Origin of the sequence: Gordonia sp. 852002-50395_SCH5434458, assembly GCF_001665905.1 — a bacterium.
Lineage (GTDB): Bacteria > Actinomycetota > Actinomycetes > Mycobacteriales > Mycobacteriaceae > Gordonia > Gordonia jacobaea.
Window position 1 is genome coordinate 50,062 of sequence record NZ_LZTC01000063.1, and the last position, 14,453, is coordinate 64,514.

Here is a 14,453-nt window from a genome sequence, read left to right on the forward strand (position 1 = left end):
GTTCCGTTAAGGGTCGACGGTGGGTACGCTCAGTTCATGGTCGACACCACGACACCGCGTCCGGAAGGTCGCACAGCACCACCGCGTCCGGGCGGTCGCACAGCGGCGGTCCGGGCCGCGGTCCTCACCGCGACCGAGGACGCGCTCATCGACGCGGGCTTCGCGAGTATCGATCTCAGCGCGATTGCCGCTGCGGCGGGTGTCGGCAAGACGACGGTCTACCGACGTTGGGGTACACCCGAGGCGTTGGTGGCCGATCTACTGCGAGAGATGGCAACACAGTCCGTATCTGCCACGCGCACAGGCAATCTCGCCGACGACCTACTGGCAAACGCACGGCTCGTCGTCGACACGCTGCGCGATCGGAGGCAGGGCCCGCTGTTCGGCGCGCTCATCGCGGCGGCCACCGGTGACGACCGCACGCGCGACGCGCTCGCCGAGTTCTACCGCACGCGGGTGAGTGAATGGGCGAGCTGCGTCGACGACGCGATCGTTCGAGGCGACATCCCCGACGACACCGACACGTCTGCGGTGATCCGATCCGTGTCGGCGCCGCTGTACTACCTGATGCTCACGGGCGTCCGCACGCCGACCGAGCACGACGCACGGGTGGCGGTCGACGCGACACTCGCCGCGCTCGACGCCGGGGTCTTCAGCACAGACACGGTCAGGACAGATACGCCCTGAGGAGTTCGGTGACCTCGGCGATCTGAGCGACAGGTACGCGCTCGTCGACGCGGTGCGCGAGGTTCGGATCACCCGGGCCGAGGTTGACGGCCGGGATTCCGAGAGCCGAGAACCGCGACACGTCGGTCCAGCCGTACTTCGCACGGAACCGACCGTGAGCGGCGTCGACCAGCGCGGCTGCGGCGGGGTGGCTGAGTCCTGGCAGCGCGCCCGGTGCGGCGTCGGTCAGTTCGAGCGTGATCATGTCGGTGTCGAGATCGTGGGCGAACACGTCGCGAACGTGGTCGAGTGCGTCGTCGACGCTGCGGTCGGGGGCGAACCGGAAGTTGATGGTCACCCAGGCGCTGTCGGGTATCACATTGCCCGCCACTCCCCCGCCGATGCCGACCGCCGACAGCCCCTCGCGATACTCACAGCCGTCGATGTTGACGTAGCGCGGCTGATAGTTCGCAAGCGTGGTGAGGACTCCGGCGAGTTTGTGAATTGCGTTGTCGCCCATCCACGATCGCGCCGAATGCGCACGGGTGCCCGACGCGGTGAGCCGAACACGCAGGGTCCCCTGGCATCCGGCTTCGATCTGCCCGGCAGTCGGTTCACCGAGAATCGCAACGTCGCCTGAAAGCCATTCGGGCAGTTCGCGTTCGAGGAATCCGAGCCCGTTGTACTCGGCCGCGATCTCTTCGCAGTCGTAGAAGATGAGCGTGAGATCGTGCGACGGATCGTCGAGAGTTGCGGCGAGATGGAGGAAGACCGCGTCGCCCGATTTCATGTCGACGGTTCCGCAGCCGTGCAGCACGTCGCCCTCGGCATCGTCGACGGTGCGTCGGCTCGGCAGGTTGCCCGCGACAGGCACGGTGTCGAGGTGGCCAGCGAGGATGACTCGGCTCGGCTTACCGCGATTCGTGCGCGCGAGAACGCGATTGCCGTGCCGGAGCACCTCGAACCCGACCGTCTGTTCGCGGAGCGCCTTCTCGACGGCGTCGGCGATCGCCGATTCGTTGTGCGACTCGCTCTCGATGTCGACGAGTGCAGCGGTCAACTCGACGGGGTCGGCATGCAGGTCGAGTTCGGCAACGGAGTTCTCGGTGGTGCTCACCTCTCCAACTTATCGCGCGTGTGCCGACCCATCGCCCCTTGTGCACCGTCGGGATGGCACAGGCGACGGCCTCAGAGGTCGATCGTGTCCAGATGCCACTCCACGGACTCGAACGCGGGCATCTCGCGACCGTCGTCGACGCCGATCTCGCGTGCGATGGCGGCTTCGAGCGCGTTGCTCATCGCCATGACCAGGTCGTCGTTGCGGCCCTTGACGGCGCCGAGATTGTTCATCTCGCCGGGATCGGTGCGCAGATCGTAGAGTTCGACGTCGTTGTGCTCGTAGAGTTCGTCGATGTCGGCGGGAACGTGCCGTTGAATCGGCGCGAAGTAGCGGGTGAACTTGTACCGGCCGTCGAAGACCGTGCGCAGACTGCCGCGCTTGGTGAAGTCGGGTTGCCAGCCCGATGCGAACAACTCCGCCTGCGGATCCTTGCCTGCCGCCTTGAGTTCGACGACGGCACGAATCGTCTCGGCGTCGTTGGTCGCGATCCCACTGTAGGTGTAAAGGATTGCATCGCGCCTGCTGTGCAGTTCGGCCGACGCCGGGTCCGATAGCGCCTCGGAGAAGTCGCATCCGGGGAGGTCACGCCCGGCGAACTCAGATGCGTTGGTCGATGAGATTCCTGCCATCGACAACAGGCTGGGCACCAGATCGATATGACCGGTGAGCGCATTCATGCTCTGGCCACCGGCGACGTCCGGGTGGCGGACGTGCATCGGCAGATGAATGCACTCCTCGTAGGCGAACGGCCCTTTGCCGCGGAGTCCGTGCGCACCACCCATTTCGCCGTGATCGGAGGTGAAGACCACGATCGTGTTGTCGCCGAGACCGAGGTTGTCGAGCTCGGTGAGCAAGAGTTCGAGTTGGCGGTCGACAGATCGGATGCTGTTGAGGTAGAAGTCCGAATGCCGTTGCCAGCGTTCCTCTTCCAGCGGGATATGACCGAGCGTATACGCCCATGCGCGGTCGAACTCACCGTGTGCTGCCGGTCGGCCCGACTCGTCGAATCGCTGCCCGAGGCTCGACGGAAGTGTTGTGTTCCACGACTTCTCGTAGAGGACGTTGGTGGGCGCGGGCGCCGCCTCCATGAGAAGACGCCCGGTGTCCTGCACCGGCTCGCCGGGAAGATCGGTGTTGAAGTACATGATGTCGTGCGGGTTCACCAGCGACACGAACAATGCCCACGGTCGCTGCTCGTCGGTGAGGGGACGGCCCCTGTTGCGCAGCCACGCGAGCGCGGTTCCGCCGATGACGTCGTCGAACTTGTAGCCACCCAACGTCTTTCCCACCACGTCACCCGGCCACATGTAGTCAGAGAACCCGTAGTTGTTCATTTCCGCGGTGAACAGGCGCTCGGGGTTCTCGACGTCGAACGCGGCGTTGAGATGCCACTTGCCCTTGTAGGCGGTGTAGTAGCCGCCCATCCGGAGCATGTCGCCGACGGTCGGGATGTCGTAGCTCATCGGCGCCACGTAGCGCATGTCGGAGTTGTCGAACATCTTGGTGTCCGGAGTCTGCAGTCCGGTGATCATCACCGATCGCGAACTCGTGCACATCGATGCCGGGGCGTAGTGCTTCTCGAAGCTGACGCCCTCGGACTGCAGTCGTTCTCGTCCCGGCAGGTCCATGCCCTGTGGCCACGAGTCGAAGTACCGCTCTTGATCGGTGAAGACGAAGACGATGTTGGGCTGAGTCATCGGTTACCTCGAGGGGTCGAGAAGCATTCTCTGTATGCTTCACTACAGAGAATGTAGCTCTTCATATAGCGGATGTCCATGAATGCACAGAGTCCTGGGTAGGCTGGCCTGGTGAGTTCCTCGTCAGAACAGCCGTCTGCACCGTCGACGCGCCAGCGACCGTCGACCGCGCAGACAGGGCGTCGCCGTTCGCCCGGATCGCGCGAGCGAATCCTCGATGCCGCAACCGAAGTCGCGTCGGAGCTCGGCTACGACGGCACCACGATCGCCCAGGTGAGCAAGCGCGCAGGGCTGCCGCCGACATCGATCTACTGGCAGTTCGCCGACAAAGACGAGATGATCGCGGCGGTCATCGAGCGCAGCTTCCAGCGCTGGGTGACGACCATCGATCTACCGACCAATCAGGCGAGGGTCCGGGCGCTGGAGATCGGACGACATGTGGCGAGTGCGCTGACACGAAGTCCCGACTTCCACCGACTCGGACTCAAACTCGCCCTCCAACGTCGGGAGAAGCAGCCGAGCGGCCGCGAGATCTACCTCAATGCCCGCGCCATCACCCACGGCCAGTTCGCCACTCTTGTTCGCGACGCCGCGCCCGAGTTGAGCGACCGCGGGGTCGACCTGGTCGCCACCTACGCCATCTCCGGCGCGGACGGTATCTTCGTCGCACGCGAGATCGACGGCGATGCAGTCGATTTCGTCGCGCTCTTCGAACTGCACGCACGGATCGTCTTCGGGGCCGCGATCGAGATCGTGTTGGCCGACGAGGCGGCGTCGACGGCCCGGTAGCAGTCGCCGAGCACCGGTGGCATGGTGGAACGCATGCTGGGAACCGTCATCCACGCGCCATTCGACGTGCGCTTCGAAGAGCTCGATCGACCCGCGATCATCGAACCGACCGACGCGATCGTCCGGCTGTCGGCGACCTGCGTGTGCGGGTCGGATCTGTGGACCTATCGCGGCATCAACGAGATCACCCACCCCGTGTCGATGGGACACGAATACGTCGGCGTCGTCGAAGAGGTCGGGTCCGCGGTCACCGGGGTGGCGCCCGGTCAGTTCGTGATCGGCTCGTTCTTCGCATCCGACAACACCTGCGACATCTGTCGGGCCGGATACCAGACCGGCTGTGTACACCGCGCGCCCGTACGCGGCGCGCAGGCCGAGTACCTCCGCGTCCCGCTTGCCGACGGCACGCTGGTCGCGACACCCGAGGTTCCCGACGACGAGATCGTGCCCGACCTTCTCAGTGCGTCCGACGTCCTCGGGACCGGTTGGTTCGGTGCTACCGCAGCCCAGGTCGGGCCGGGCAAGACCGTCGTCGTGGTCGGCGACGGCGCCGTCGGACTGTTGGCCGTGCTCGCCTCTGCCCAACTCGGCGCCGAGCGGATCATCGCGATGAGCAGGCATGAGCAGCGCCAGAAGCTGGCCCTGGAGTTCGGGGCAACCGATATCGTCGCCGAACGCGGCGACGAGGGCGTCGCGGCGGTGAAGGAACTGACGAACGGGCTCGGCGCACACTCGGTGATCGAGGCAGTCGGCACGCAGCAGTCGATGACGCAGGCCATCGATTCGACGCGGCCGGGCGGACACGTCGGCTTCGTCGGGGTGGCACACGGAGTGGAGATTCCCGGCGACCAGCTCTTCTACAAACTCGTCCACCTCCACGGCGGCCCGGCGCCCGTCCGTCGGTTCCTCCCGGATCTCATCACGCGCATCATGAGTCGAGACATCAACCCGGGCAAGGTCTTTGACCTCACACTGCCACTGAGCGACGTGGCGCAGGGCTACGCCGCGATGGACGAGCGACGGGCGATCAAGGCGTTGCTGCAACCCTGACAAACCCACCGTGTCCGAAAGGTTCATGTGCGGACCGCGGCCGTCGCATAGTGTCGCGTCCATGAGCGAAGACATCACTCCACGACCCGTTCTCAACGCCATCTCGTTCGTCGTCGCCGACATGGCGGCGACGGTCGAGTTCTATTCGCAACTCGGACTCGAGTTCGACCCCGACGCCGCGAACGCCCCACACGCACAAGCCACCGTCGCAGGCATGCAGATCATGTTCGACACCCGCGCCGTCGTGCTGTCATTCATGCCCGACTGGTACGTGCCGGAGGGAGGCCATCGCGCCGCCCTCGCGTTCGAATGTTCTTCGTCCGCAGCGGTCGACGCCGAGCACACCCGCCTTGTCGACCTCGGCTATCGATCGCTGCTCACCCCGTTCGACGCGGTGTGGGGACAGCGCTACGCGGTCATCCTCGACCCCGACGACAACCCGGTTGACCTCTACTGCGCGCTGAGCTGAGCAACGTCGGCCTCCGTTGGCACGAACGCTGTCGGAGACGCGCCCGCAAGCGCAACGAAGTCGCGGAACATGTGGGCGTAGTCGGCGTATCCGGTGCGAAATGCCACCGCTGACAGCTCGTCGTCGCCGAGCACACTCATCGCGTGCCGCATGCGGAGAATCCTGGCCAACGTCTTCGCTCCATACCCGAAGTACTGCAACGACATTCGATGCAGAGTCCGTTCGGTGACGGACAGTTCCGCTGCACATTCGGCGACCGGCACCCGACGATGCAGCATGTCGACGAGGTGCCATGACCAGAGCGGCGGGGCCGCGTGCCGATCAGCGGTGCACAACTCGGTCAGCGTGGCGACCTTGTCGTCGGAGGCTTCCAACAGCTCACACCAGCGTTCGACACGCGGTCGCTCCCACAGGGCGTCGGCGTCGACCCGCAGATCACGGAGATCCCGGGCGGGTACACCGAGCAGCCCCTGCGCATGTCCGGGAAAGAAACGAAGCCCGACCATGTCACGCGGTTGGTGCGAGACAAAAACATTCGGACGAGTGTCCGGGCCCGCGAACAACAGACTCTCACCGGTCCAGATGACGTCCATACAGCCGTCGGGAAGGATTGTCGCTTCGCCGACGTCGACGGCACCTCGCCACGCGTGAACGACTGCCACGGGTGGGGCTGATGCCGTCATTCGTCCAGTGTCGCCCACCGCAGGTTCGGGTGTCAGCCCACCGGACCCAAAGCCCTGTCGTGTTGGGACGAAAGACCCTCTCCCCCAAGCCAACCGAGGTCGAACATTGGACACGTAGACCACTCGTCGAGGAGATGATGTCCGATGTCCATCCGCCGCACGCACACCGATAACCCGCAGCACCCAGCCGCCATCGTCGGATTCGCGATCTTCCTGGTCGGTTTCGGCGCCGCACCGCTGGCCCTGACAGCGCTCGCCTTCGGGCACGGAACCGCCGCCCTGGTCGCCGCGATCGTGGCGGTCATCGGAATGGCGATCGGGATCGGCATCGTCTCGGTGATGACACAACGCCTTCATCACAGCGCGCTGCTGCCCGATGCGTCACCGAAAGAGGAACAGCACTACCTGGAGGTTTACCGCCACCAGGCCGCCTAGCGCCCGGCCACGATAGTGGTCAGCGAGGTCGAGGTCCCGAGTTGGGCGGGGCGTCGACCTCGCTGTACTTCCTGGTCGACGGTCGTATCTTGCCCTCATCGACCATCAAAATGTGACCTTGGTAACACTAGGCTGAGTGCGTCGTCGAATCGAGGAGATGGCGCCATGACGGCTTTCCACAGATCTCACGTGTCACACGGCAATCACCCGATGGGGGTGGTCGCCTTCGTTCTCGTGCTGGCGGGCTTCCTGTCGCTGGCGATCTCGCTGACCATGTTGGCGACGGGCGAAACCACCGCGGGCATCGTCTGGGCGGTGGTCATGGTGGCGGCGTTCGCCGGTGGTGCGGCGGTGCTGATCGCACTGAGCCGACAGATGTACCACAGCGCGTTCTTCCCGGTGAACACCGAGCACGACCGCGCCGAGTACGACCACATGTATCACCAGCACTGATTCGGGTCGATCCCGGCGACCTGCCCCAATCCGAGCGGAGGTCGCCGGTAAACTCCTGCCCGTGACGACGAATGGCGCTTACGCAACAGGCATCGCAACCGTGACCAACGGAGGGTCCGCCGATCCCGGCGTTGTCCTCGACGTCTGGTACCCGGACCCCGAACTCGCAACGCCCGATCTTGCCGACACCAAGATCCTCGAGGGCGACGACATTCCCACAGACCTGAACGATCTGGTCGGGCTCGATGAGGCACGCGGCGTCAAGATCGTCGCGGTGCGCACCTCCATTGCTGATCTGTCGGTCGCCCCGTCGGATGCCTACGACGTGTACCTGCGTCTGCACCTGCTGTCGCATCGACTCATCGAGCCGCACGAGGCGAATCTCGAGGGCATCTTCGGTCTGCTGTCGAACGTCGTCTGGACGAACTTCGGCCCGTGCCCGGTGGAGGGATTCGAGAAGGTTCGACGACGCCTTCGCGCTCGCGGACACGTGACCGTACTGAGCATCGACAAGTTCCCCCGGATGGTCGACTACGTCGCACCCGGCGGAGTCCGCATCGGCGACGCCGATCGCGTGCGTCTCGGCGCACACCTCGCCCCCGGCACCACCGTGATGCACGAGGGATTCGTGAACTACAACGCGGGCACGCTCGGGTCGTCGATGGTCGAGGGTCGGATCTCCGCGGGCGTCGTCGTCGGCGATGGTTCGGACATCGGTGGCGGAGCGTCGACGATGGGCACGCTATCGGGTGGCGGCAAAGAGATCATCTCGCTGGGCAAGCGCTGCCTGCTCGGCGCGAACTCCGGCTGCGGCATTCCTCTCGGCGACGACTGTGTCATCGAAGCAGGTCTGTACGTGACCGCCGGCACCAAGGTGACCGGACCCGACGGCGCGTCGATCAAGGCGCGCGAGTTGTCCGGACAGTCGAATCTGCTGTTCCGCCGCAACAGCCTCACCGGCGCCGTCGAGGTTGTGCCGTGGAAGGGCGACGGCATCGCGCTCAACGAGGCGCTGCACAAGAACAACTGACTCGGGGGCTGCCGGGTCGACATCGCGGACGCGTTCGTGGGGGCGTGTGATTTCGACTCGGCAGCTCGCTGCGCTCGCGGCCGGCTCAATCAGCGGCGAGGCGTCGGGCTCAATCAGCGGTGGGGCCGGCTCAATCAGCGGCGAGGCGTCGGGCTCAATCAGCGGTGGGGCCGGCTCAATCAGCGGCGCGGCGTCGGGTCGGGTTGTAAATGTGTCAGATCGAAGGATGTGGGTGCTGCAGCACCCACATCTTTACGTTCGACACACATCTGCGGCGGGCGCGGCTGGGGCGACACACAGTCGGCGGGATAGAGCGCCCAGTCGGCGGGGCGGGTGGCCCTCAGGCGGTGAGCCGCGCCACGGCGGCGTCGATGCGCTCGTCGGTGGCGGTCAGTGCGAAGCGCACGTGGTTGACCCCGAGAGGTCCGTAGAAGTCTCCGGGGGCAGCCAGGATTCCCCGCTCGGAGAGCCATGCGACCGTGTCGCGACAGCCCTCGCCACGGGTGGCCCAGAGGTAGAGCCCGGCCTCCGAATCGTCGACGCGGAAACCCGCCTCGCGCACCGCGGGCAGCAGCCGCGAACGGCGCAGCTGGTAGCGGGCGCGCTGCGCCTCGACGTGCGTGTCGTCGGAGAGCGCAGCGGTCATGGCGGCCTGGATCGGGAACGGCACGATCATGCCCGAATGTTTGCGCACGGCAAGGAGTTCGGCGATCAGGTCGCGGTCGCCCGCGAAAAAGCCCGCGCGATACGACGCCAGGTTGGAGATCTTCGACAGGGAGTGGATGGCGAGTAGCCCGGTGTGGTCGCCATCGCTGACCCGCGGATCGAGAATCGACACCGCCTCGGTGTCCCACGACAGTCCGAGGTAGCACTCGTCGGACGCGAGGATCGTGTCGTGCTCGCGGCACCATGCAACCACCTTGCGCAGATGGTCGACGCCCAGCACGCGGCCCGTCGGATTCGACGGGGAGTTGATGAACATGAGCGCGGGTGCCGAACTGCCCATGACCGGGCCGATCTGCAGCGTCGAATCCGCTCGTGTCACCGACGCGCCCGCCAGCAGCGCGCTGACTTCGTACGTGGGGTAGGCGACCTCGGGGATCACGACGTTGTCGCCGACGCCGATACCGAGCGCGGAGGTCAGCCCGGCGATGGCCTCTTTGGTCCCGATGACCGGGAGAATCGACGATTCGTCGAGATCCGATGCGCCGTACCGGCGTGCGAGCGCCTCTGCTGCGGCCTCGCGTAGCTCTTTCGTACCGATCGTTGTCGGATAGCCGGGGAAATCCGACGCGGACGCCAACGCCTCACGGATCAGCGTGTCGACGGGATCGACGGGCGTGCCGACAGAGAGGTCGACGATGCCGTCCTCGTGGGCGGCAGCAGTCGCCTTGGCCTCGGCGAGCGAATCCCAGGGAAAATCGGGTAGCGCCTCACTCACACGTGCCCGACGGGCCGTTCGCAAGTCAGTCCTCGCCCTCGTTCATCGGCGGGAGTTCTTTGACGAAGGGCGGGTCGAAGTCGGTCTTGCCGACCTTGCTCGCGCCACCCGGCGAACCGAGGTCGTCGAAGAAGTCGGCGTTCGCGCTGACGTAGGGCTCCCACTCGTCGGGAACGTCGTCCTCGTAGAAGATCGCTTCCACAGGACACACCGGTTCGCAGGCACCACAGTCCACGCACTCATCCGGCTGGATGTACAGACTGCGGCCACCCTCGTAGATGCAATCGACAGGGCACTCCTCGACGCAGGCCTTGTCCATCACGTCCACACAGGGCTCCGCGATGATGTACGTCACCACTTTCTCCTTTTCCGCATCACACGTTCATGTGTCCGCTCGCGCCCGCGTGTGCTCACACGGCGGCAGACCTCGACGCGAGGGCTGATCGCGTCGCACGCGCGCACCGCCGACCTCCCCCGAGACAGGCGCCGAGCACACACGCATCGTCAACCTTATCTGCCCGGCAATGCCACAGCCCACATCGCCCCGTGCTATCTCCCACATCTTTCCCGGTCAGGGCAACTCGGCACGACGAAGATCACAGTTTCGACGACTCGATTCCCTCCCCGACGGCAGCCGTCGATTTGCGTTCAGCGTGACGCCAACCCTCCCGTGGCACAGACGTCGGGAGCATCCTGTCCTGGTGAGTCTGATCATCGCCCGGAACGGGGCCCAGCAGATCAGCGTGGGATTGGCCATCGCGCACTGTCGACGTCGCTGATCATCCGCTGATCCCCGACCCCCTCTCCACCTTTCGTCCGGAGTACTCATGACCTCGACCCTCGATCCCGTGCACCGCGCCGCGACACGACCGACGAGCGCCACCCTTCCCACCAGACTTCGACCCGCCGACCTCCTGCGCATCACCGATCAGGGCGTCGCAGACGTTCTCGACGGTCGATACAACCACCTGCTGCCTCCGACCTGGGACCCCGTCGAGCGCTGGTCGACCCGCCTCGAATCCGACGACGACCTCGACCTCTGGCTGATCAGTTGGACACCCGACCGCTCGACGGACCTACACGACCACGCCGGCTCACTCGGCGCACTGACCGTGCTGTCCGGCGCGCTGCGCGAGTACCGCTGGACCGGCAACGATCTCGCACTGCGCATCCTGTCCGCGGGCGACCAGGCGTCGTTTCCCCTCGGCTGGGTCCACGACGTGCAGCATCACGCCAGCGCCCCTCCGCTACGCGGACTCAACCAGGCGCACGCAACCTCGCACCGCCTCGGCTCGGTGAACGAACCGAACCCCACCCTCAGCGTGCATGCCTATTCGCCGCCGCTGACGGCGATGTCGTTCTACGAGGTCACCGACTCGAGCAGATTGCGACGCACACGCACAGAACTCACCGACGAACCCGAATGATCCCGATAGCCTTGCGGTGTGCCGATGACGATCAATGACCTCCTGCTGAACGCCCGCGAGAGCCTCCAGCGGGTCGACGCCGAGGATCTGCCCGACGAACTCCAGCGGGGAGCAGTCCTCGTCGACATCCGCCCGGCCGCGCAGCGCGCCGCCGAAGGAGAGCATCCCGACGCACTGGTCATCGAGCGCAACGTCCTCGAGTGGCGCTGCGACCCCGCCAGTGACGCCCGGATCGACGAGGCGGTCGATCATGACGTGCGGTGGATCATCCTGTGCTCGGAGGGTTATACGTCGAGCTTGGCTGCGGCGTCGCTGCAGCAGTTGGGCTTACACCGCGCCACCGACGTCGTCGGCGGCTACCGAGCGATCCTCGCCACGCAGTCAGACGACTGAACTTCTCAGTGCCGCAAGACCTCCCGAAGCCGCGAGACCTCCCGACGCCTCAGACTCGCTCACGCGACGGCGGGCCAGGGACGGCCCGACGGCATGGCGTCTGCCGCGAGTCCGGTGTCCGGGTCGGCGAGTGCCGCAACGTGCGCCGTCAGTGACGGATCGATCCAGTTCTCGGCGTCGAGCACGTACGGCGGTTGGGCCGTGATCCGCTCGGCGAGAACGTATCCCGATTCCGCGGTGATCTCGGCGAGAGTGGTCAGGTTGGGCCACGGACGTTCGGGGTTGACGTGGTCGGGCGTCAGCGGCGACACGCCACCCCAGTCGTCGATGCCCGAGGCGATCAACGCCGCGCACTCCTCCCCCGACACCAGGTTCGGCGGCGCCTGCACCCGCATGCGCGACCCGAGCACGATGCGTGCGGTTGCCACAGCCGCGAGGAACTCGGTCATCTCGGCGTCGGGTGTGCCGCGCATCGCGGTGTCGGGCTTGGCCCGGAAGTTCTGCACGATCACCTCTTGGATGTGACCGGCACGCGCGATATCGGCAAGTGCGAGTAGCGATTCCGCGCGTTCGGTCAAGCTCTCGCCGATGCCGACGAGGATGCCCGTGGTGAAGGGAATCCGCAGATCACCCGCATCGCGAAGCACCTGCAGCCGGACCAACGGGTCTTTATCGGGGCTGCCGTAGTGCGGTTGCCCCTTCTCGGTGAACAGTCTGCGCGAGGTGGTCTCGAGCATCATGCCCATCGAGGGCGCAACGGGCCGCAACACCGCCATCTCCTCGGCGCTCATCACGCCGGGGTTGAGATGCGGCAGCAGGCCGGTGTCTTCGAGGACGGCAACCGCTGCTGCGCGCACGTAGTCGAGTGTCGACGAATATCCCCGTGCGGCAAGCCATTCGCCCGCCTGCGGCCAGCGATCCTCCGGCCGGTCGCCCAGGGTGAACAGCGCTTCTTTGCAGCCGAGCGCGGCTCCCTGGCGTGCGATCGACAGCACCTGGTCGATCTCGAGGAACATGCCCTCGCCCGCCCGTGCCAGTTTGCCCGGCACCGTCACGAACGTGCAGTAGTGACACCGGTCGCGGCACAGCCGCGTCAACGGCACGAACACCTTGCGCGAGTAGGTGATCTGACGTTCCCGACCCACCTCGGCAAGCCCCTCGTCGCGCATCGCCGACGCGACCGCCGCCACCGCGGTCAGGTCGTCGCCCGACGCCGACAGCAGCGCCGTCGCCTCGGCGAGCCCGACGTCGCCGCCCGCGCGCACCACGTCGAGCGCCTCACGTGCAGTCATGTCAGTTGTCATCACGCTCACCCCTCGCGGGTCTCGACGACATACGGCCCTACATCGAACGTACCGTTTCTCTCTCGAAACGAGACTGCCGTACCAGGCCAGAGCAGCGTCAGCCTTCCGCTGTCCGGATCGACATACCAACTGTTGCAGCCGGTCAACCACACCGTCGACGAGGCGCGTTCGTCGATCTCGGCTGTGTAGGAGGCTTCGGCGTCGGCGGTGACCTCCACCGATCGGATGCCGTCGTCGGCGAGTACATCGAGCGCGCCGAGAACGTAGCCGAGTTGGGTCTCGATCATGTAGATGGCGGAGTTGTGCCCCAGTGCGGCATTGGGGCCGTCGAGCACGAACATGTTGGGGAAGCCGTGCACGGTGGTCGACGCGTACGACGTCATCCCGTCGGACCAGTGCGTGTCGAGCCGTTCGCCGCTGACACCGGTGATGCGCGTGGAGACCGGAGGTCGGGCGGCCTCGAATCCCGTTGCCATCACGAGTAAGTCGAGGTCATAGCAGCGTCCACTGGCCGCGCGAGCCTTCGATTCGCGCACCGTGTCGAGCGCACTCGGCTCGAGAATCACGTTGTCGCGCAGAAGCGTCGGATAGAAGTCGTCGCTCAACAGGATGCGTTTGCACCCGATCTCGTAGTCGGGTGTGAGGATCGATCGGAGTTCCGGATCGTCGATCTGGGCGTGCAGCTGAGTTCGTGCGCGCGCGCGGATCTCGTCGATATCCGGGTGCAGCGCGAGCCGCTGACGGAACGCGGCATCGGCGTCGCGCAGAAGCTGATCGCGCACATCATCTGCGACAGCGGGATCGAGGTAGGTGGCGCGTTCTTCAACGGTGTACTGCCGATCGTCACGCGGCACGACATACGGTGGCGTCCGACAGAAGACGACGAGTTCTTCGGCGTTCTCGGCGAGATGCGGAGCGATCTGCACCGCCGACGCACCGGTACCCACCAGACCGATGCGCGCGCCGTCGAGCGGTAGGTCGTCACGCCAGGCGGCGGTGTGGACCACCTCGCCGGTGAATGAGTCGAGTCCCTCGATGTCGGGGACTCTCGGCTCCGACAACCGCCCGACAGCGAGAACCAATGCACGGCAGATGATCTCGCCGTCGGACGTCGTGATCGTCCACCGAGCCGCTACGGGATTCCAGGTGGCGTCGAGCAGCTCACAGCCGAGTCGGAGTCGGTCGTCGAATCCCTCGTCGAGCACGGTCCGTTCGAGGTACTCGCGGATCTCGCCACCACTGGGATACACCGACGACCAATCGGCAGGCGGACGGAACGAGAAAGAGTAGAGATGCGCCGGAATGTCGCAGGCAATACCCGGATAGGTGTTGTCCCGCCACGTTCCCCCGACGGCGTCGGCACGCTCGAGAACGAGAAACGACTCGCCTCCACGTCGAGCGAGCTTGGTGGCCATCCCGATTCCGGCGAACCCGGCACCGACGATCACGACGTCGACGTCGGGCTCTGCGACAGCTCGACGGTCAGGCGTGCTCAC

16 protein-coding genes are annotated in these 14,453 nt (G+C 65.8%); 9 read left to right on the forward strand and 7 right to left on the reverse strand.

Features of this window, described 5'->3' with window-relative positions:
* Positions 1-36: 36 nt before the first annotated feature.
* The gene (locus A5785_RS14645) at positions 37-687 is read left to right on the forward strand and encodes a TetR/AcrR family transcriptional regulator (protein WP_039856239.1); all 651 of its coding nucleotides are present in this window, start codon (positions 37-39) and stop codon (positions 685-687) included.
* Here A5785_RS14645 and dapE read toward each other — a convergent pair.
* Complete coding sequence (gene dapE / locus A5785_RS14650) at positions 668-1,783, reverse strand: succinyl-diaminopimelate desuccinylase (protein WP_064867184.1); 1,116 nt, start codon at positions 1,781-1,783, stop codon at positions 668-670. The genes A5785_RS14645 and dapE overlap by 20 nt on opposite strands.
* Before the next feature lie 71 nt (positions 1,784-1,854).
* Entirely contained in the window at positions 1,855-3,483 is a 1,629-nt protein-coding gene (locus tag A5785_RS14655) for a sulfatase-like hydrolase/transferase (RefSeq protein WP_005207366.1), read from the reverse strand.
* A gap of 111 nt (positions 3,484-3,594) precedes the next feature.
* Between A5785_RS14655 and A5785_RS14660 the strand changes: the two genes are divergently transcribed.
* The 3 genes from A5785_RS14660 to A5785_RS14670 all read left to right on the forward strand — a co-directional run bounded on the left by A5785_RS14660 (position 3,595) and on the right by A5785_RS14670 (position 5,791).
* A complete protein-coding gene (locus tag A5785_RS14660; RefSeq protein ID WP_005207367.1) occupies positions 3,595-4,272 on the forward strand; it encodes a TetR/AcrR family transcriptional regulator in 678 nt (225 codons plus the stop codon).
* Between the two features lie 33 nt (positions 4,273-4,305).
* On the forward strand, positions 4,306-5,322 hold the full coding sequence (locus A5785_RS14665) for a zinc-dependent alcohol dehydrogenase family protein (RefSeq protein WP_039856253.1): 1,017 nt from the start codon (positions 4,306-4,308) through the stop codon (positions 5,320-5,322).
* A gap of 61 nt (positions 5,323-5,383) precedes the next feature.
* Complete coding sequence (locus A5785_RS14670) at positions 5,384-5,791, forward strand: VOC family protein (RefSeq protein WP_005207369.1); 408 nt, start codon at positions 5,384-5,386, stop codon at positions 5,789-5,791.
* Here A5785_RS14670 and A5785_RS14675 read toward each other — a convergent pair.
* Positions 5,773-6,474, reverse strand: a complete 702-nt coding sequence (locus A5785_RS14675; RefSeq protein WP_141630904.1) for an AraC family transcriptional regulator — start codon at positions 6,472-6,474, stop codon at positions 5,773-5,775. The two genes, A5785_RS14670 and A5785_RS14675, sit on opposite strands and share 19 nt — an antisense overlap.
* Positions 6,475-6,618: 144 nt before the next feature.
* Here A5785_RS14675 and A5785_RS14680 point away from each other — a divergent pair, with 144 nt between their 5' ends.
* The 3 genes from A5785_RS14680 (at position 6,619) to dapD (ending at position 8,392) form a co-directional block, all read left to right on the forward strand.
* The gene (locus A5785_RS14680) at positions 6,619-6,909 is read left to right on the forward strand and encodes a hypothetical protein (protein WP_005207371.1); all 291 of its coding nucleotides are present in this window, start codon (positions 6,619-6,621) and stop codon (positions 6,907-6,909) included.
* A 165-nt stretch (positions 6,910-7,074) separates the two neighbouring features.
* On the forward strand, positions 7,075-7,362 hold the full coding sequence (locus tag A5785_RS14685; protein WP_005207372.1) for a hypothetical protein: 288 nt from the start codon (positions 7,075-7,077) through the stop codon (positions 7,360-7,362).
* A 61-nt stretch (positions 7,363-7,423) separates the two neighbouring features.
* The gene (gene dapD / locus A5785_RS14690; protein ID WP_005207373.1) at positions 7,424-8,392 is read left to right on the forward strand and encodes a 2,3,4,5-tetrahydropyridine-2,6-dicarboxylate N-succinyltransferase; all 969 of its coding nucleotides are present in this window, start codon (positions 7,424-7,426) and stop codon (positions 8,390-8,392) included.
* A gap of 340 nt (positions 8,393-8,732) precedes the next feature.
* On the opposite strand, the gene dapC is transcribed toward dapD, so the two are convergent.
* Together dapC and fdxA are read right to left on the reverse strand one after the other, a co-directional pair.
* Positions 8,733-9,857 (reverse strand): succinyldiaminopimelate transaminase, encoded by a 1,125-nt coding sequence (gene dapC, locus A5785_RS14695; protein ID WP_064867186.1) that lies wholly within the window; start codon positions 9,855-9,857, stop codon positions 8,733-8,735.
* Position 9,858: 1 nt separating this feature from the next.
* Positions 9,859-10,191, reverse strand: coding sequence for a ferredoxin (fdxA, locus tag A5785_RS14700; RefSeq protein WP_005207375.1), 333 nt, complete (start codon positions 10,189-10,191; stop codon positions 9,859-9,861).
* Between the two features lie 469 nt (positions 10,192-10,660).
* On the opposite strand from fdxA, the gene A5785_RS14705 reads away from it, so the two are divergent.
* Together A5785_RS14705 and A5785_RS14710 are read left to right on the forward strand one after the other, a co-directional pair.
* Complete coding sequence (locus A5785_RS14705; RefSeq protein ID WP_064867188.1) at positions 10,661-11,260, forward strand: cysteine dioxygenase; 600 nt, start codon at positions 10,661-10,663, stop codon at positions 11,258-11,260.
* A gap of 24 nt (positions 11,261-11,284) precedes the next feature.
* Positions 11,285-11,653, forward strand: a complete 369-nt coding sequence (locus A5785_RS14710) for a rhodanese-like domain-containing protein (protein ID WP_285897655.1) — start codon at positions 11,285-11,287, stop codon at positions 11,651-11,653.
* Between the two features lie 59 nt (positions 11,654-11,712).
* Here A5785_RS14710 and cofG read toward each other — a convergent pair whose 3' ends face one another.
* On the reverse strand, positions 11,713-12,945 hold the full coding sequence (cofG, locus tag A5785_RS14715; RefSeq protein WP_005207378.1) for a 7,8-didemethyl-8-hydroxy-5-deazariboflavin synthase CofG: 1,233 nt from the start codon (positions 12,943-12,945) through the stop codon (positions 11,713-11,715).
* A 17-nt stretch (positions 12,946-12,962) separates the two neighbouring features.
* The gene (locus A5785_RS14720; RefSeq protein ID WP_039856258.1) at positions 12,963-14,453 is read right to left on the reverse strand and encodes a flavin-containing monooxygenase; all 1,491 of its coding nucleotides are present in this window, start codon (positions 14,451-14,453) and stop codon (positions 12,963-12,965) included.